Origin of the sequence: Streptomyces ortus (assembly GCF_026341275.1) — a bacterium.
Classification (GTDB): domain Bacteria; phylum Actinomycetota; class Actinomycetes; order Streptomycetales; family Streptomycetaceae; genus Streptomyces; species Streptomyces ortus.
In genome coordinates this window covers 627576-643793 of sequence record NZ_JAIFZO010000002.1, presented here as the reverse complement: position 1 = coordinate 643793, position 16218 = coordinate 627576, and the positions used below count along the sequence as shown (strand labels likewise).

The following is a 16218-nucleotide window of genomic DNA, read 5'->3' as shown; positions in this document are numbered from 1 at the left end:
CGTGACGCACCGCGAAGGGCGCCTCGGCGGACCCGGTCGGTTCCGCGGGTTCAGCCACCGGCCTGGTCCAGGGCCGACTGCAGGGACTCCTTGTAGCCACCGCTCGTGTAGGTGGCCCCGGACACGGCGTCGATGTCGGCGTTGCCCGCGGCGACCGCCGCCGCGTTCAGCTTCGGCACGGCGTCACCGTTGACCTGGTCGCTGCGACCGCCCTTGGGCTGCTGCACCGCCTCGGCCTTGGTGATCTTCCCGCCGCTCACGGTGATCCGCACCTGCACGGGCCCGTACTCGGTCGTGACGGCCTTGCCGGTGACGGTCTTCGCCTGCGCGGCCCCGGCCCCGGACCCGCTCGCGTCGCCCGAACCACCGCCGCCGGTCCCGCCCGTGCCGCCGCCGGTCCCGCCACCCGTACCACTCGCCTCGGCCGAACCGCCGCCCGGCGCCCCCGCCTTGTCCAGCGCCGACTGGAGCGACTTCTTGTAACCCCCGCTGGTGTAGGTGGCCCCGGAGACCGCGTCGATGTCGGCCGTGCCGGCCGTGACGGCCGCCTTGTTCAGCTTGGGCACCGCGTCGGTGCTGACCGTCGTACTGCGCCCGCCGGTCGGTGACTGGAGGGCCGCGGCCGACGTGATCTTCCCGCCGGCCACGGTGATCCGCACCTGCACGTTGCCGTACTCGGTCTTGACGACGTCACCGGTGAGCGTCTGGGCCGCGGTGCCGCCCGCCGCCTGCACTCCGCCGGAACCTTGCGGCGCGGCCGAGGCCTGCTGCTGCGCCGCGCCGTCGGCGGACGCCGCCGCCGGGTCCGACGCGGGCTTCAGCGACAGCAGCAGGACGATCCCGGACACCGTGGCGGCACCGGCCAGCACGATGCGGCGCAGGGGATGACTCTTCTTCATGGGTCCGGACTCCCGTTCCTCAGGATTCTCGAAGTGCTCAGCGTTCTCGAAGTGCTCAGCGTTCTCAGAGTTCGAAGGACTCGTGGTGGATGCGGCGGGCGGGCACGCCGGCGCCGCGAAGCGCGGTGTACGCGCCCTCGGCGAAGCCGGGCGGCCCGCACAGGAACACGTCGTGGTCGTCGATGTCGGGCAGCTTCTGGCGCAGCGTCTCGGGGTTGATGTCGGGGCGCTCCCCGTCGGGGCTGTTCACCGCGTACATCAGCCGTGCGCCGCGCTCGTCGGCGATGGCCGACAACTCGTCCCACAGCGCCAGGTCCTGGGTGCTGTTGGCCCGGTACAGGAGGGTGAGGTCGCCCCGTGCCGCCGGGAGTGTCTCGAAGAGCGCGCGCATCGGGGTGATGCCCACACCGCCGGCCATCAGCAGCACCTTCCCCTGGCTGCGCCGGGACGCGGTCAGCGCGCCGTACGGGCCCTCGGCCCACACCCGCGTGCCCCGCTTCAGCCCTTTCAGCGCGGTGCTGTGGTCGCCCAGCGCCTTGACGGTGATCCGCAGCAGGCCGGGGCGCGGCGCGGCCGACAGCGAGTACGGGTGCGAGCTGAGCCGCATGCCCGGCGCCATGAACCGCCAGCGGAAGAACTGCCCCGGCTCGGCACCGATCCGGTGCAGCCGCTTCCCGCTGATCAGCACGGAGACGATGCCGGGCGCCTCCTCGACGACCTCCTCGACCTGCATCCGGTGCCGCAGGTTCAGCCTGACCGGCGTGACCACCCGGTACCAGATGACCAGCGCGGTGACCGTCCCGTACAGCGCGTACCAGGCCGTGGTCGCGGCCGGTTCGACGGCGAAGTCGTTGCCGGTGGACAGCTGGTGCCAGAAGGACAGGTACACGGAGACGTACGTGAGCAGGTGGATGTGGTACCAGGTGTCGTACGGGATCCTCTTGCGCAGTCCGCCCACCGAGATCAGGCCGATGAACAGCAGCAGACCCGTGCCGATCGCCGCCTTGCCCATGTCGGGCAGGGTCTTGACCGAGTCGATGGTCTGGTCCACGACCCCGGTGTTCGCCTGGAGCGCGTAGCCGTACATCGTCAGTCCGATGTGGGCGAGGACGAGGCAGAGCATGTAACGGCCGCTCATGGCGTGCCAGCGGGCGACCCGGTCCGAGCCGACGCGGCGTTCCAGGGCGGGCACCCGGGCCATCTGCAGGACCACGAGAGCCATCAGATATCCGGCGAGCAGACCGGTGATCCGGCCCGCGTTCAGGATGCGGCCCTTGTCGTCGGCGATGGCCGGCGTGTTGCTCCACCAGAGCCAGACGACTCCCGCCGCGCCCGCCCACACGGCGATCAGCAGGGCGATGGCGGGGGAGCGGCGAGGGCGGATACGGCGCATCGTCTGGCGCCGCGCGGCGCGACCGCCGGCGATCGTGCTCACGGTTCCTCCGTGGGGGACGCTGGGAAGGGGAGTGACCCCTTGGCCCACTGGTACGTCCCGGGGCGGCGGTGTGTTCAACGGCCCGCGGGACAAGCCGTGAACTGCTGACACGGGCTCTCACCACAGGCAGCCGCCCCCTGAGGGTGAGGGTTCAGTAGCGGATGACGGCGGTCGGTCCGTCGTCCGTGCCGATGGCGATGTGCGGCTCGCGGGCGGGCTCGGCCCAGTTCAGGATGTGCCGCATGGCGTCCTTGGGCACGGACACGCAACCGGCCGTCGCCCCGCGCCCGTTGACGTGCAGGAAGATCCCCGCTCCCCGCCCGCGCACGGGCCGCGCGTAGTTGAAGCCGACGACGAGGGCGTACGCGTACTGCGTCCCGTACGAGATCAGGTGCTCGGACTCGGCGGCGCGGCAGTCGGCCGGGCGGGGGTCGGTCCACCGGTTGTAGGCGCGGGAGGAGTTGTCCTGGCACCACCAGGAGGTCTGCCGCACCGGCCGGTACGGCGTGCGCGTCCCCGCGGGCGCCGGTTCGACACCGAAGGCGTACGGCAGGTCGTACAGACCCGTGGGTGTGGTGTTCGTGCCCTGTTTGCGGGAGCCGCCCTCGACGAGCCCCCCGGCCCCGAAGCGGGCGGGTGCGGAACCGGCCTCCACCCAGCGCCCGCCGCGCCGGTCCCACCAGGTGACCGTGCCGGTCGTGGCGGAGGTCCGGGCGGCCCGCGCGGTGATGAGCTGGCTCCCGCCACCGGTGTCCGCCATCCGCTCGGGCAGCGGAGTCCGCCCCTCGGGAGCCGGTCCCGCGGCCAGGGCGAGGAGGGACAGCATCGCGAGTGCGGCGGCTCCGGGGCGCATGCGTCAGACGGTACTGGGCGGCAGCGGAAGCGGCAGCCCGGGTAGTCCGTCCAGGCTGCTCTCCACATGCTCCTTCTTCTGGAAGTACGCGTTCAGCGAGGCGTCGTCCTCACGCGCGAAGCGCTTGGCGTGCAGGTCGCGGTCCTCGTCGTACGACATGAAGGGGACGGCGTAACCGCAGGTGTCGCGGACGAGTTCGGCCGTGACCACGATGATCGCCCGCAGGCCGTGCGCGAACGGGTCGATGTCCGGGAAGCGCGCCAGGAGTTCCCCGAAACGCGGGTCGTCGCGGAAGACGGGCTCGCCCCTGCCGTGTACGCGAACGATGTTCGGCGGGCCCTGGAAGGCGCACCACATCAGGGTGATCCGGCCGTTCTCCCGCAGATGCGCGATCGTCTCGGCGTTGCTGCCCGCGAAGTCCAGGTAGGCGACGGTGAGGTCGTCGAGGACGGCGAACGAACCGGTCAGCCCTTTGGGTGAGAGGTTGATCGTGCCGTCGCCGGACAGGGGCGCGGTGGCGGTGAAGAAGAGGGGCTGCGCCTCTATGAACGTACGCAGGCGGCCGTCTATGCGTTCGTAGGTCTTTCCCATGGTTGCCGATTATCGGCGAAAGTCCTTCGCCTGTCTAACTATTTGACACGGTAAGGGCACGGGAAGCGGGCTACGGGCTCCGGGACCCGTGGGCCGAGTGGCCCCGGGTCCCGGGCTCGCCCCGGCCGGCGCGTGGGGCGCCCGTGGGGGTGGGGGAGGGCCTGCCCTACTGGTTCAGTTCGCAGGGGGCGAGTGCTTCGAGGCCTTCGGGTTTGTCGGCGGTGCGGCCGATGGCGGTCTCGATGCGGTTGAGGGTGGCGACGCGCTTGTCCTCCAGGGGGCCGAGGATGGCGTTCTGGACGAAGTTGGCGCCGCCCTGGCCGACGGTGTCGATCAGTCGCTGGTTGGCCTCGGCGATCTGGGTGTCCAGAAGCGCGAGGTTCCTGGTGACCTCGTCCTGCGCGGAGGCGGGGATCGCGGGCAGGCTGCCCTCGACCGCGGGGCAGTCGACCGTACCGACGGCGCCCGTGTCTCCCGCGTCGCCGGTGTCATCGGCTCCGCCCGCGTTCCCGCTGGCCTCTTCCGTGGCCGCCCCGGTCGGCTCGGCCCCGGCGTCCTCGCCCGCCTCCTCGCCTGCCTCGCCACCCGCGTCGGCCGCGCCGCCTGCGTTCAGTTCGCAGGGGGCGAGTGCTTCGAGGCCTTCGGGCTTGTCGGCGGTGCGGCCGATGGCGGTCTCGATGCGGTTGAGGGTGGCGACGCGCTTGTCCTCCAGGGGGCCGAGGATGGCGTTCTGGACGAAGTTGGCGCCGCCCTGGCCGACGGTGTCGACGAGTCGCTTGTTCGCCTCGGCGATCTGGGTGTCCAGGAGGGCGAGGTTCCTGGTGACCTCGTCCTGCGCGGAGGCCGGGATCGCGGGCAGGCTGCCGTCGACGGCGGGGCAGCTGATCGTGCCGGGGGACGCGAGGGTCTCGGCCTGGCCGTTGTTGTTCTTGGACGTCTCCCCGGCGAGGGCGGAACCTGCGATCACCGCTCCGGACAACGCCACCGCGGCAGCACCGCCGATGATCGCCACGCGACGCTTGTTGTACTTCGGAAGAGCCCTGGACATGGGGATGCCTCACTTGGGTCAGGGGTGGGGTGACTTCGACGTGGGGTTCGAAGGTGCTTCACGGACGCGGCGCCGGCGTTCGCGGTGAAGTACGGGTAAGCGGTTTCCCGTGTTCAATGAGCGCGGAAATTCACTTGCCGCGCTCGGTGCGGCCCGTTCGCGCGGTCCAGATTGACGAATCATGCAGAGGTCTGCATACTCATGCATGGTGGCACGGTGACATGCTGCGGGGCGAGGCCGGCGCGTGGTCGTGTGCGGGCCGTACAGGGCCGGCCGCGCAGTTCTCCGCGCCCCACGTGCGCCCCCGCGGGCGTTCTCTCCCTACCGTTCTGAACCGTTCTGAGGAGCGCAGCCAGTGAGCAGCAACAGTGGTGACGTACGGCTCTGGGGCGGCCGGTTCGCCGACGGTCCCGCCGAGGCCCTGGCGAAGCTGTCCGCGTCCGTCCACTTCGACTGGCGGCTGGCGCCCTACGACATCGCCGGTTCACGTGCCCACGCCCGCGTGCTGCACAAGGCGCACCTCCTCGACGACGACGAGCTGACCCGCATGCTCGCGGGCCTCGACCGGCTGGAGGCCGCCGTGGCGGACGGCTCCTTCGTCGGTACCGTCGCGGACGAGGACGTCCACACCGCCCTGGAGCGCGGGCTCCTGGAGCAGCTCGGCCCCGACCTCGGCGGCAAGCTGCGCGCGGGCCGCTCCCGCAACGACCAGGTCGCCACGCTCTTCCGGATGTACCTGCGCGACCACGCCCGGATCATCGGCGGTCTGATCGCCGAACTCCAGGACGCGCTCGTCGGGCTGGCCGAGGCGCATCCGGACGTCGCGATGCCCGGCCGTACGCACCTGCAGCACGCCCAGCCGGTGCTGTTCGCCCACCATGTGCTGGCCCACGCGCAGGCCCTCTCCCGGGACGCCGAGCGGCTGCGTCAGTGGGACGAGCGGACCGCGGTGTCGCCGTACGGCTCCGGCGCGCTCGCGGGCAGCAGCCTCGGTCTGGACCCGGAGGCGGTCGCGAAGGACCTCGGCTTCGAGAACGGCAGCGTCGGCAACTCCATCGACGGCACGGCCTCCCGCGACTTCGCGGCCGAGTTCGCCTTCATCACGGCGATGATCGGCGTGAACCTCTCGCGGATCGCGGAGGAGGTCATCATCTGGAACACGAAGGAGTTCTCCTTCGTCACCCTCCACGACGCGTTCTCCACCGGCTCGTCGATCATGCCGCAGAAGAAGAACCCGGACATCGCGGAGCTGGCGCGCGGCAAGAGCGGACGCCTGATCGGCAACCTGACGGGTCTGATGGCCACGCTCAAGGCCCTCCCGCTCGCGTACAACCGCGACCTCCAGGAGGACAAGGAGCCGGTCTTCGACTCCTGCGACCAACTGGAGGTCCTGCTGCCGGCCTTCACCGGGATGATGGCCACGCTGACGGTCAACCGCGAGCGGATGGAGGAGCTGGCGCCGGCCGGGTTCTCGCTCGCCACCGACATCGCCGAGTGGCTGGTGAAGCAGGGCGTGCCGTTCCGGGTCGCGCACGAGGTCGCGGGGGAGTGTGTGAAGGTCGCCGAGGCAGACGGGATCGAGCTGGACGGGCTCACCGACGAGCAGTTCGCGAAGATCTCCGAGCACCTCACGCCGGAGGTGCGGTCCGTCCTGAACGTACCGGGCGCGCTGGCGTCCCGCGACGCGCGCGGCGGTACGGCGCCGAGCGCGGTCGCCGTCCAGCTCGCCGAGGTGAAGTCGGACGTGGCGTCGCAGCGCGAGTGGGCCACGGCCAGGACGAGGCGGTAGGGCCGCGCCGCTTCTCGGGGCATGACACTCAGTCGACCCTGACCACGTACTTGCCCCGTACCCCGCCCGCCTCCAGCGCCCGGTGTGCCGCCGCCGTCTCCTCCAGCGGGAAGACCGTGTCCACCGCCGGCCGCAGCCTGCCCTGTGTCACCTCGCGGGCCAGGTCGTCGAAGAGCGCGCGTCGGGGGTCGCCGCTGAAGAAGCGCACCCGGCCGCGTCCGTGGACGGCGCTGACCGCGAGGTAGCCGAGCGAGGCGGCGGGCCGCGTCAGGTCGAAGGCGATGGTGACCATGCGTCCGCCGGGCTTCAGCATCCGCCGTACGGCGGGCAGGTCGGTGCCCGCCGTGTCCAGGACCACGTCGAACAGCCCCAGGTCGGCGGGGGACGCGGTCCGGTGGTCGACGGCGTGCCGGGCCCCGAGCGTACGGACGAAGTCGAGGTTGGCGGCGCGGGCCAGGGCCGTGACCTCGGCGCCGTACGCCTGTCCGAGCTGGACGGCGGCGTTGCCGACGCCGCCCGCCGCGCCCCGTACGAGCAGCCGTTCGCCGGGGCGCAGCGCGGCCTTGTCGCGGAGGGCCGTGACGGCCGTGGTGGCCACCGGGAGCGCGGCGGCGGCCACGAGGTCCAGCCCGTGCGGGACCGGGCCCAGCCGCTCGGGCCGCACCGTCACGTACTCGGCGGCGCTGCCGAATCCGGAGCCGCGACCCAGAACGCCCCACACCCGGTCACCGACCGCTGGGCCGGTCGCGCCGGTGCCGAGTGCGGCGATCTCGCCGGCGAAGTCGAGGCCGACGCGCTGCGGGAACCTCCGGCCGGTGAGGAGGCGGATCCGACCGGAACGGGCGGCCAGTTCGCCGCCGTTCACACTGAACGCGCGCACCCGGACGAGGACCTCGCCCGGTGCCGGTTCGGGACGCGGTACCCGGCCCACGTACAGCACCTCGGGGCCGCCGAAGCGGTCGTACAGTACGGCCTTCATCGTGTGGTCGTCTTTCATCGCGCGGTCGTCCATCGTCGTGTTCTCACCTTCGCCACCAGTGGCCGTGCGGGGGATCTCGGGGCCGAGCGTAGGCTGGCAAGTGGACGAGATCGTCCACTTGGCCGGAGGTGAGAGACAGTGGTGGGGGATTCCTCTCGGATCGCGGGGCAGGACGGTCTGCGGGCGGACGCCCGGCGGAACCAGCGACGCATCCTCACCGCCGCCCGCCTGGTCTTCGCCGACCACGGCATCGACGCGCCCATGGCGACCGTGGCCCGGCGGGCAGGGGTCGGCGTGGCGACGCTGTACCGGCGTTTCCCGACGCGGGACGCCCTGGTGCGGGCCGCGTTCGCCCACCAGATGGACATCTGCGCCGGGGCGCTCACCGACGCGCTGGCCGACCCCGATCCATGGCGGGGCTTCCAGCGGCTGTTCGAGACGGTCTGCGAACTGCAACGGGAGGAAAGGGGCTTCCCGGCGGCGTTCGTCGCGGCCTTTCCGGACAGCGTGCGAGAGGGCGCGCGGGTACGGGAACAGGACGAGCGGGACATCCTGACCCTGGTTCGAAGGGCTCAGGCGGCGGGCGCGCTGCGGGCCGACTTCCATCCGTCCGACCTCGCCGTGGCCCTGTTGTCCCACTGCGGTCTGGTCACCGCTCTGCCGGGTGACCGTGCGGCGTCCCGGCGGCTGGTGGCCTATCTGCTCCAGTCGTTCCGCGCCGAGGCGGCCCACGGAGCGCTGCCGGCGCCGAGCGCGCTGTCGCTGCGCAGCCTCCCGCTCGCGGCCCACGGCTCCCCGGGACACGTCCCGTCCTGAACCGCGGCCCCCGCCCGAAGGTCATCGGGATACGTTGGTCGGACAGCCGACCCGGAGCCGACCAACGGAGCTCGCGATGCCCTTCGCCCGACTGGCCACCGCCACCACCCCCACCTGCCACATCGGCCTCGGCCTCGCGGCGATCGGTCGCCCCGGCTACCTCACCCTCGGCCGCGACGAGGACCTCGGGGCGGACCGCAGTGTCGAAGCGCTGCGCACCCGCACCCACGAACTCCTGGACGCCGCCTACGCCCAGGGCGTCCGCTACTTCGACGCCGCCCGCTCGTACGGCCGCTCGGAGGAGTTCCTGGCGAGCTGGCTGACCGCGCACCCCGGTATCGACGACATCGTCGTCGGGAGCAAATGGGGCTACACCTACACCGCCGACTGGCGCACCGACGCCGAGGCCCACGAGGTCAAGGACCACAGCCTCGCCACGTACGAGCGCCAGCGCGCCGAGACCGCCGAGCTGCTGGGCGAGCGCCTCGACCTGTACCAGATCCACTCCGTGACGCCCGAGAGCCCGGCGCTCACCGACAAGGAACTCCACGCCGAACTGGCCGAAGCCGCCGCGCGGGGCCTGACCGTCGGCTTCTCCACCAGCGGTCCCGCCCAGGCCGCCGCGATCCGCGCCGCGCTCGCCGTGACCGTCGGCTCGACCCCTCTCTTCCGGACCGTCCAGGCCACCTACAACGTGCTGGACACCTCCGCGGGCCCCGCGCTCGCCGAGGCCCACGAGGCCGGACTCACCGTGATCATCAAGGAGGGCATGGCCAACGGCCGCCTCGCCGACCCGCACGCGCCGGTCGCCGTGCGCGGTATCGCGGAGGAGGCGGGTGTCGGCTCCGACGCGGTCGCCCTCGCCTTCGTACTGCGCCGGCCCTGGGCGGGCGTCGTCCTGTCCGGCGCGGCCACCACCAATCAGCTCGGGTCCAACCTGCACGCGGCGGTGGTCGACCTCGACGACGGCCAGGTGGCCCGTCTCGACATGCTGGCGGAGGAGCCTGGCGCGTACTGGCAGCACCGCGGCTCGCTGCCCTGGCACTGACCTTCCCGATCCCGACGCGGCGACCTCCGCGATCCCGACGCAGCGACCTCCCCGATCCCTCACCTCCCTCCAGTGAGAGCCATACGTCTCCCATGAGACACGTGTGTCTCATATGGTCTATGGTTGTCTCATGGCCGTCGACCGTGAACACGTGCTGCGCAGCGCAGCCGCCCTACTGACCCGCAGAGCCACCGCCACCATGGACGAGGTCGCGAAGGCGGCCGGGATCAGCCGGGCGACCCTGCACCGCCAGTTCGCGGGCCGCGACGCCCTCGTCCGGGCACTCGAAGAACTGGGCATCCAGGAGTGCGAGGCCGCGCTGGACGCGGCCCGGCTCGACGACGGCGCCGCCTCGGAGGCCGTACGCCGGCTGGTGCGCGGGTTCGAGAGCGCCGCGGGGCTGCTCGGCTTCCTCTACGCCGAGAACCAGCTGTTCGAGGGCGGGGAGCTGAACGCGGGCTGGGCCCGTATCGACGCCCGCATCGCCGCACTGTTCCGGCGGGGCCAGGAGAGCGGCGAGTTCCGTATCGACCTGACCCCGGCGTGGCTCACCGAGGCCCTCTACGGGCTCTTCGTCTCCGGGGCGTGGGCCGTGAGCGAGGGCCGGGTGGCGGCCAAGGACTTCCAGTACATGATCGTCGAGCTGTTGCTCGGCGGCGCACTACGGAGAGAGGAATCATGACCAGCACGACGCGGCCGGCGTCCGCGGCGGAGGCGGAGAAGCGACCGGGCCGTTGGCTCGCGCTCTCCGTCCTCGTCCTCGCCGTGCTGCTGGTGGCCGTCGACGCGACCGTCCTCGGTCTCGCGACCCCCTACATCAGCGAGGACCTGAAGCCCACCGGCAACCAGCTCCTGTGGATCGGTGACGTCTACTCGTTCGTCATCGCCGGTCTGCTCGTCTCCATGGGCAGCCTCGGCGACCGCGTCGGCCGCAAGAAGCTGCTGCTCGTCGGCTCGGTCGCGTTCGGCCTGGTCTCGGTGCTCAACGCGTACGCGAGTACGCCCGAACTGCTGATCGTGGCGCGGGCGTTGCTCGGTGTGGCGGGTGCCACGCTGATGCCCGCCACGCTCGCCCTCATCCGCAACCTCTTCCACGACCCGCGCGAACGCAGCCTGGCCATCGGGATCTGGGGCGCCACCGCCTCGGCCGGTACCGCGGTCGGACCCGTCCTCGGCGGTTTCCTGCTCGAACACTTCTGGTGGGGCTCGGTCTTCCTGATCAACCTGCCGGTGATGGCGGTCCTCGTCCTGGTCGGAATCAAGCTGCTGCCGGAGTCCCGCAACCCCGAACCCGGCCCCTGGGACCTGACCAGCGTCGTGCTGTCCCTCGTCGGCATGGTGGGCGTCGTGTACGGCATCAAGGAGGCCGCCTCGCACGGCCCGAACGTGACGGCGGGCGCGGCGGCGCTGCTGGGGGTGGCGGCGCTGTACGGATTCGTACGCCGCCAACTCACCCTCCCCGTCCCGCTCCTGAACATGCGGCTGTTCCGCAACCGCGGCTTCTCCGGGGCGGTACTGGCCGACCTGCTGACCATCCTCGGCCTGTCCGGAGTGGTCTTCTTCCTCTCGCAGTACCTGCAACTCGTCCAGGGACGCGGGCCGCTGGAGGCCGGCCTCGCCGAACTGCCCGCCGCGGTGGGCGCGGTGGCGGCGGGGCTGGTCGCAGGAACGTTCGCTCGCAGGTACTCGGTACGGGCCGTCGTGGCGGGCGGTCTCGCCGCGATCGGGCTCGCCCTGGCCGCGCTGACCGTGCTGGACGCGTCCACCGGCTATCCGCTCCTCGGCACGGTCCTGCTGGTGGTCGGCGTCGGCGCGGGCTTCTCCTTCACCGTGACCGCCGACGTGATCCTCTCCAGCGTGCCCAAGGAGCAGGCGGGCGCCGCGTCCGCGGTCTCCGAGACGGCGTACGAGCTGGGGGCGGCCCTCGGGATCGCGCTGCTCGGCTCGATCGTCACGGGCGTCTACGCGGGCTTCACGGCACCCGCGGGCACCCCGCGGGACGTGGCCGCCGCGGCCCACGAGTCCCTCGGCGGAGCGGTGGAAGCCTCCTCGGCTCTCGCCACCCCCGAGCCCCTGCTGGACGCGGCCCGCACGGCCTTCGTCGACGGCGTCGCCCTGGCCTCGGGCCTGGGCGCCACAGTCCTCCTCGCCGCATCAGCAGCAGCCTGGACCCTCCTGAAAAACGAAAAGCTATAGCCGCAAAGGGGCGCGGGAAACGGCACGCTCAACCCCGGGCGACGCTCACGTGGAAACGCCCCGCGCCCCGACTCCCCAAGGGGCGCGGGGAACGGCGCGCTCAGCCCCGAGGAACGCTCACCTATAAACGGGGCCCCGCCCCAAGCTAAGCCGCGTCCTTGGCCTTCGTGGCATACATGTCCACGTACTCCTGCCCCGACAACCGCATGACCTCAGCCATCACCGAGTCCGTCACGGCCCGCAGCACATACCGGTCCCGGTCCATACCCTCGTACCGCGAGAACTCCATCGCCTCACCGAAGCGAACGGTGACCCGCCCCGGCCGCGGGAACCCCGCCCCACCGGGCTGGATCTTGTCCGTGCCGATGATGGCGAACGGCACCACGGGCGCCCCGGTCATCAGCGCCAGCCGCGCGATACCCGTACGGCCCCGGTAGAGCCGCCCGTCGGGCGACCGCGTGCCCTCCGGGTAGATGCTGAAGACCTTGCCCTCCTCCAGCACCCGACGCCCCGTCATCAGCGCCGCGACACCCCCGCGTCCGCCGTCCCGGTCGACAGGGATCATGCCGCAGCCGGTGAAGAACCACGCCATCAGCCGCCCCTTGAGGCCCTTGCCGGTGACGTACTCGTCCTTGCCGATGAAGAAGACCTGCCGGTCGCAGAACAGCGGCATGATCATCGAGTCGATGAACGTGAGATGGTTGCCGGCGAGGATCACCGGGCCCGTGCCCGGGATGCGCTCCGCGCCCTCCACCCGTGGGCGGAACATCAGGCGCATGATCGGTCCGAGCACTGCCTTGATGAGCGCGAAGCGGGACAACGGGCCCTCCGGTGTCAAGGGGTGGGTGACTGTATGGGTTTCAAGTCTGTGCAGGTGAGGACGATACTCGCGCGTGCCGGGGTCGCGCACATCGGGTTCACCCACTGGATACGCACTGTTGACCCTTGTTTACCTGGGGTGGCGCCGTGTCACACGGCCGTCATCCGGACGAGACGGTGTGACGAAATCCGCACGAGTCGGTCCTCGCGGAGCAGGTTCCCACCCACGGCCGCTCAAACTTCTCTTCTCCTCGAACCGCCCGTGAGCGAGACGGTGGCAGGAAGACATCCACCGTCACCCACGTGTTCCGTCCGAGGTCTCCCACCCGTCACCCCGCCGCACCTACGATCAGTCCCGCTTTGACAGGTGCAGGGCAGTATGCGGAGGAGCGCTCATGGGTACGCAGGGGACGCGGGACACGCAGGACTCGAACGAGGGCCGCACCGGGATCGCCCGGGGCCGGCGCGCGGTGCTCGGAGCCGCGGTCCTCGGCGCCGGCGGAGCGGTCCTCGGACTGCCGGCTGCGGCGAGAGCCGCCGACAAGCACGGGAACGGCACCTACAACGGCGGCTACAAGAGCCTGCCCAAGCCCACGATCATCGGCCACCGCGGCGCCAGCGGCTACCGCCCGGAACACACCCTCGGCTCGTACCAGCTGGCCCTCGACATGGGCGCGCACATCATCGAGGCCGGCGACCTGGTGCCGACCAAGGACGGCCACCTGGTGTGCCGTCACGAGCCCGAGATCGGCGGTACGACGGACGTCTCCGCGCACCCCGAGTTCGCGGACCGCAAGGTCACCAAGGTGCTCGACGGGGTCTCCACGACCGGCTGGTTCACCGAGGACTTCACGCTCGCCGAGCTGAAGACCCTGCGTGCCAAGGAGCGCGTCCCGGCCAACCGCCCGCACAACACGCTCTACGACGGCCGCTGGGAGATCCCCACCTTCGAGGAGGTGCTGCGCTGGCGGGAGGAGCAGAGCGGGAAGCTCGGCCGCCAGGTCTGGATCTACCCCGAGCTCAAGCACCCCACCTACTTCCGCAAGCTGGGCCTCGGCCTTGAGGAGCGGGTCACCAAGGTGCTGCGCAGGCACGGCCTCGACAAGAAGAACTCGCCGGTCATCCTCCAGTCCTTCGAGCCGACCAGTATCCAGCGTATGAACAAACTGGTGGGCAACCCGCTCGCGGTACTCCTGTCCGCCGCCAACACCCGCCCCTGGGACTTCGTGGAGACGGGCGACCCGCGTACGGTCGCCGACCTGGTCAAACCCGCGGGCCTGAAGTGGATCGCCTCCTACGCGCAGGGCATCGGACCGACCCTCGACCTGATCATCCCGAAGGACGCGAGCGGCAACCTCACCACGCCGACCACCCTGGTCCGGGACGCGCACGACGCGGGCCTGATCCTGCACCCGTACACGATGCGCAACGAGAACCCCTTCCTGCCCGCTGACTTCCGCAGGGGCACCGGCGCGGACGCTTACGGCGACGCCTTCGGCGCCTTCGCCACGTACTTCGCCACCGGCATCGACGGCGTCTTCACCGACAACCCGGACACCGGTCTTCTGGCCCGCGAGGACTTCCTCAAGAAGAACTAGGCCTTCGGGGGACTGTGGGGGTCCCGCTCCCGCTCGTCAACGGTCGGGCCCGCTGACCCGGTCGGGTGACGCGCGGCCGTCCCGGCAACCTCACGCCGGGGCGGTCGCGTCGTGCCGCATATGACCCACGACATGGTTGCCACCCTGCGCCCCCTGCTCGTCGCCGAGGTCTCAGCCGAGGCATATGCCTCCGGGGCCGACTCCAGTGACCTGGAACAGGACGTCTGGGTGCGTCTCCTGGAGCGCCTCGGCACGGACGGCCCGCCCGCCGATCCGGCCGCCTGGCTGCGCGTCGCCGTCCGCACCGAGGCGCGGCGCGCCGGACGGACCGCGCACATCGAACGGCCGTACGCGTCCGAGCCCGCCGACGACAGCCGGCCGGGGCCCGAGCAGGTGGCGCTCAGCGCGGCCCGGCGCCGCGCCCTGTACTCCGCCGTACGACGGCTGCCGGGCCGCTGCCCGCGCCTCATGGCCGCTCTGCTGTCCCCTAAGGACCTCACCTACCGGGAAATCGCGGGGGAGTTGGGTATCTCACAGGGCAGTCTCGGTCCGGATCGTTCCAGATGCCTGAGTTGTCTGCGCCGAATGCTCACATCGGAGGTTGCGGCGCATGAACGGCGGGGATAGGAGTGAGGGACAACCGGCGGAACAGGTGAGCGGGAGGCATGCACACATGGGCATGAGCGTGACCATCTCGGCGGCGACCGAACAGGACGCCGAACAGATCCTCAAACTGCAGTTCCTCTGCTACCAGAGCGAGGCCGAGCTGTACGGCGACTACAGCATCGAGCCCCTCACCCAGCCGCTGGACTCCCTCAAGGCGGAGCTCGCGGAGGGCATGGTCCTGGTGGCGCGGCTGCGCGACGAGGTGGTGGCCTCCGTGCGCGGGTCCGTCGGCGCGGACGGCACGGCCCGGATCGACAAGCTGATCGTGCATCCGCGGATGCAGCGGCACGGCCTGGGCGGGCGGTTGCTCGACGCGATCGAGTCGCGGCTCGCGGCGGACGCGGGGGCCAAGAGCTTCCAGCTCTTCACGGGCCACCGCAGTGACCGCAATCTGCGGCTCTACCGGAAGCACGGGTACGAGGCCGTGGCGACCGAGCGGGTCGATGAGCGGCTCAGTCTGGTGACCCTGGCGAAGGACGCGCAGGCCAGCGCGTTCGTGGCCAGCGCGTAGCACTCCGCGCGGTTCCCCGCGCCCGTGTGGGCGCGGCCCTTCTTACGAAGTGACCGTCCTGCTCCTGCGCAGCCAGAACATCGCTGTGACCGGGAGCAGGACCGGGATGAACAGGTAGCCCATGCCGTAGTCCGACCAGACCGTGGCGTCGGGGAAGGCCGAGGGGTCGGCCAGCGTCCAGGTGCCGACGGTCAGGACGCCCGCGAGTTCGGCGGCGCAGCACACCAGCGCCGCCCTGCGGGCCCGCTCGCCGCCGCGTACGAGCGAGTAGGTGATGAAGCCGTACACCAGGCCGGCCACCGCCGACAGGGAGTAGGCCAGCGGTGCCTTGTCGAACTCCGTGGCGATCTGTACGGCCGAGCGGGACACGGCGCCGACGACCATCACCCCGTACAGCCAGACCAGCAGCAGGCCTGGACCGCCGATGAGCCGCGTGCGGCGGGGCTTCCCGGGCGTCCCTGCGCCCTCGGACGTCCCGGAGTCCTCATGGGTCCCCTGCGCCCCGGGCATTCCGGAATTCTCCGGTGTGCCGGGGTTCTCGGCGGGCGTCGGCATCTCAGCCTCCCCAGATGTCGTAGAGCCGTACCTGCAGCACGGCGAGGACCACGCCGCCCGCCGCGACCGTGATCGAACCCCAGCGGGTGCGCTCCGCCAGTGACATGAAGCCCGCCGCCGGGACGCACGCGAAAGCGCCGATGAGATACGACACGAAGATCGTTGTGCCCTGTTCCGGCTTCTCGCCTCGGGCCAGCTGGACGATGCCGACCACCAGCTGGACGAGGGTGAGGAGCGTCACCACGGCCATGCCGATGAAGTGCCAGTCCTTGGTCGGCTGGTCCCGGTATGCGGCCCAGCCGCACCAGGCGGCGAGCGCGAGCGCGGCGACGGCCGTCGCGACCGTCAGGGCATCAAGCATGCCGTGACCCTATTACGGGCCAAATGGCCCGACGCCCTCGCCCCCGGCGTGCCC

General features: G+C 71.3%; 17 protein-coding genes. 8 read left to right on the top strand and 9 right to left on the bottom strand.

Going from position 1 to position 16218, the window contains the following annotated elements; genetic code table 11:
- Window positions 1–50: 50 nt before the first annotated feature.
- The 5 genes from K3769_RS06090 to K3769_RS06070 all read right to left on the bottom strand — a co-directional run bounded on the left by K3769_RS06090 (window position 51) and on the right by K3769_RS06070 (window position 4826).
- Window positions 51–899 (bottom strand): FMN-binding protein, encoded by an 849-nt coding sequence (locus K3769_RS06090; RefSeq protein WP_267025422.1) that lies wholly within the window; start codon window positions 897–899, stop codon window positions 51–53.
- A 64-nt stretch (window positions 900–963) separates the two neighbouring features.
- Window positions 964–2292, bottom strand: a complete 1329-nt coding sequence (locus tag K3769_RS06085; RefSeq protein WP_267031260.1) for a ferredoxin reductase family protein — start codon at window positions 2290–2292, stop codon at window positions 964–966.
- Window positions 2293–2485: 193 nt separating this feature from the next.
- Entirely contained in the window at window positions 2486–3187 is a 702-nt protein-coding gene (locus K3769_RS06080; RefSeq protein WP_267025421.1) for a L,D-transpeptidase family protein, read from the bottom strand.
- Window positions 3188–3190: 3 nt separating this feature from the next.
- Entirely contained in the window at window positions 3191–3778 is a 588-nt protein-coding gene (locus K3769_RS06075) for a pyridoxamine 5'-phosphate oxidase family protein (RefSeq protein ID WP_267025420.1), read from the bottom strand.
- Between the two features lie 166 nt (window positions 3779–3944).
- A complete protein-coding gene (locus tag K3769_RS06070) occupies window positions 3945–4826 on the bottom strand; it encodes a hypothetical protein (protein WP_267025419.1) in 882 nt (293 codons plus the stop codon).
- Between the two features lie 355 nt (window positions 4827–5181).
- Here K3769_RS06070 and argH point away from each other — a divergent pair, with 355 nt between their 5' ends.
- Complete coding sequence (argH, locus tag K3769_RS06065; RefSeq protein WP_267025418.1) at window positions 5182–6615, top strand: argininosuccinate lyase; 1434 nt, start codon at window positions 5182–5184, stop codon at window positions 6613–6615.
- Between the two features lie 28 nt (window positions 6616–6643).
- Here argH and K3769_RS06060 read toward each other — a convergent pair whose 3' ends face one another.
- Entirely contained in the window at window positions 6644–7627 is a 984-nt protein-coding gene (locus tag K3769_RS06060) for a quinone oxidoreductase family protein (RefSeq protein ID WP_267025417.1), read from the bottom strand.
- Window positions 7628–7735: 108 nt separating this feature from the next.
- On the opposite strand from K3769_RS06060, the gene K3769_RS06055 reads away from it, so the two are divergent.
- From K3769_RS06055 to K3769_RS06040, 4 genes are all read left to right on the top strand, one after another.
- Entirely contained in the window at window positions 7736–8410 is a 675-nt protein-coding gene (locus tag K3769_RS06055) for a TetR/AcrR family transcriptional regulator (protein ID WP_267025416.1), read from the top strand.
- Window positions 8411–8486: 76 nt separating this feature from the next.
- Window positions 8487–9458, top strand: coding sequence for an aldo/keto reductase (locus tag K3769_RS06050; protein WP_267025415.1), 972 nt, complete (start codon window positions 8487–8489; stop codon window positions 9456–9458).
- A gap of 130 nt (window positions 9459–9588) precedes the next feature.
- Complete coding sequence (locus K3769_RS06045; RefSeq protein ID WP_267025414.1) at window positions 9589–10140, top strand: TetR/AcrR family transcriptional regulator; 552 nt, start codon at window positions 9589–9591, stop codon at window positions 10138–10140.
- The gene (locus K3769_RS06040) at window positions 10137–11654 is read left to right on the top strand and encodes an MFS transporter (protein WP_267025413.1); all 1518 of its coding nucleotides are present in this window, start codon (window positions 10137–10139) and stop codon (window positions 11652–11654) included. The genes K3769_RS06045 and K3769_RS06040 overlap by 4 nt, the downstream gene beginning before the upstream one ends.
- Window positions 11655–11799: 145 nt before the next feature.
- Here K3769_RS06040 and K3769_RS06035 read toward each other — a convergent pair whose 3' ends face one another.
- Entirely contained in the window at window positions 11800–12492 is a 693-nt protein-coding gene (locus K3769_RS06035; RefSeq protein ID WP_267025412.1) for a lysophospholipid acyltransferase family protein, read from the bottom strand.
- Between the two features lie 376 nt (window positions 12493–12868).
- Here K3769_RS06035 and K3769_RS06030 point away from each other — a divergent pair, with 376 nt between their 5' ends.
- The 3 genes from K3769_RS06030 to K3769_RS06020 all read left to right on the top strand — a co-directional run bounded on the left by K3769_RS06030 (window position 12869) and on the right by K3769_RS06020 (window position 15248).
- A complete protein-coding gene (locus K3769_RS06030) occupies window positions 12869–14071 on the top strand; it encodes a glycerophosphodiester phosphodiesterase (protein WP_267025411.1) in 1203 nt (400 codons plus the stop codon).
- A gap of 120 nt (window positions 14072–14191) precedes the next feature.
- Window positions 14192–14698: a sigma-70 family RNA polymerase sigma factor gene (locus K3769_RS06025; protein WP_267025410.1), complete on the top strand. Its 507-nt coding sequence runs from the start codon at window positions 14192–14194 to the stop codon at window positions 14696–14698.
- 46 nt (window positions 14699–14744) lie between these two features.
- A complete protein-coding gene (locus tag K3769_RS06020; RefSeq protein ID WP_267025409.1) occupies window positions 14745–15248 on the top strand; it encodes a GNAT family N-acetyltransferase in 504 nt (167 codons plus the stop codon).
- Between the two features lie 42 nt (window positions 15249–15290).
- Here K3769_RS06020 and K3769_RS06015 read toward each other — a convergent pair whose 3' ends face one another.
- The gene (locus K3769_RS06015; RefSeq protein WP_372515139.1) at window positions 15291–15758 is read right to left on the bottom strand and encodes a hypothetical protein; all 468 of its coding nucleotides are present in this window, start codon (window positions 15756–15758) and stop codon (window positions 15291–15293) included.
- A 46-nt stretch (window positions 15759–15804) separates the two neighbouring features.
- Entirely contained in the window at window positions 15805–16164 is a 360-nt protein-coding gene (locus tag K3769_RS06010) for a hypothetical protein (RefSeq protein ID WP_189772666.1), read from the bottom strand.
- Window positions 16165–16218: the final 54 nt, after the last annotated feature.

Bases quoted from the DNA above. Each gene is read 5' to 3' on its own strand.
- K3769_RS06090 (WP_267025422.1), bottom strand. From the start codon at position 899: ATGAAGAAGAGTCATCCCCTGCGCCGCATCGTGCTGGCCGGTGCCGCC.
- K3769_RS06085 (WP_267031260.1), bottom strand. From the start codon at position 2,292: ATGCGCCGTATCCGCCCTCGCCGCTCCCCCGCCATCGCCCTGCTGATC.
- K3769_RS06080 (WP_267025421.1), bottom strand. From the start codon at position 3,187: ATGCGCCCCGGAGCCGCCGCACTCGCGATGCTGTCCCTCCTCGCCCTG.
- K3769_RS06075 (WP_267025420.1), bottom strand. From the start codon at position 3,778: ATGGGAAAGACCTACGAACGCATAGACGGCCGCCTGCGTACGTTCATA.
- K3769_RS06070 (WP_267025419.1), bottom strand. From the start codon at position 4,826: ATGTCCAGGGCTCTTCCGAAGTACAACAAGCGTCGCGTGGCGATCATC.
- K3769_RS06060 (WP_267025417.1), bottom strand. From the start codon at position 7,627: ATGGACGACCGCGCGATGAAAGACGACCACACGATGAAGGCCGTACTG.
- K3769_RS06050 (WP_267025415.1), top strand. From the start codon at position 8,487: ATGCCCTTCGCCCGACTGGCCACCGCCACCACCCCCACCTGCCACATC.
- K3769_RS06045 (WP_267025414.1), top strand. From the start codon at position 9,589: ATGGCCGTCGACCGTGAACACGTGCTGCGCAGCGCAGCCGCCCTACTG.
- K3769_RS06040 (WP_267025413.1), top strand. From the start codon at position 10,137: ATGACCAGCACGACGCGGCCGGCGTCCGCGGCGGAGGCGGAGAAGCGA.
- K3769_RS06030 (WP_267025411.1), top strand. From the start codon at position 12,869: ATGGGTACGCAGGGGACGCGGGACACGCAGGACTCGAACGAGGGCCGC.
- K3769_RS06025 (WP_267025410.1), top strand. From the start codon at position 14,192: ATGACCCACGACATGGTTGCCACCCTGCGCCCCCTGCTCGTCGCCGAG.
- K3769_RS06020 (WP_267025409.1), top strand. From the start codon at position 14,745: ATGGGCATGAGCGTGACCATCTCGGCGGCGACCGAACAGGACGCCGAA.
- K3769_RS06015 (WP_372515139.1), bottom strand. From the start codon at position 15,758: ATGCCCGGGGCGCAGGGGACCCATGAGGACTCCGGGACGTCCGAGGGC.
- K3769_RS06010 (WP_189772666.1), bottom strand. From the start codon at position 16,164: ATGCTTGATGCCCTGACGGTCGCGACGGCCGTCGCCGCGCTCGCGCTC.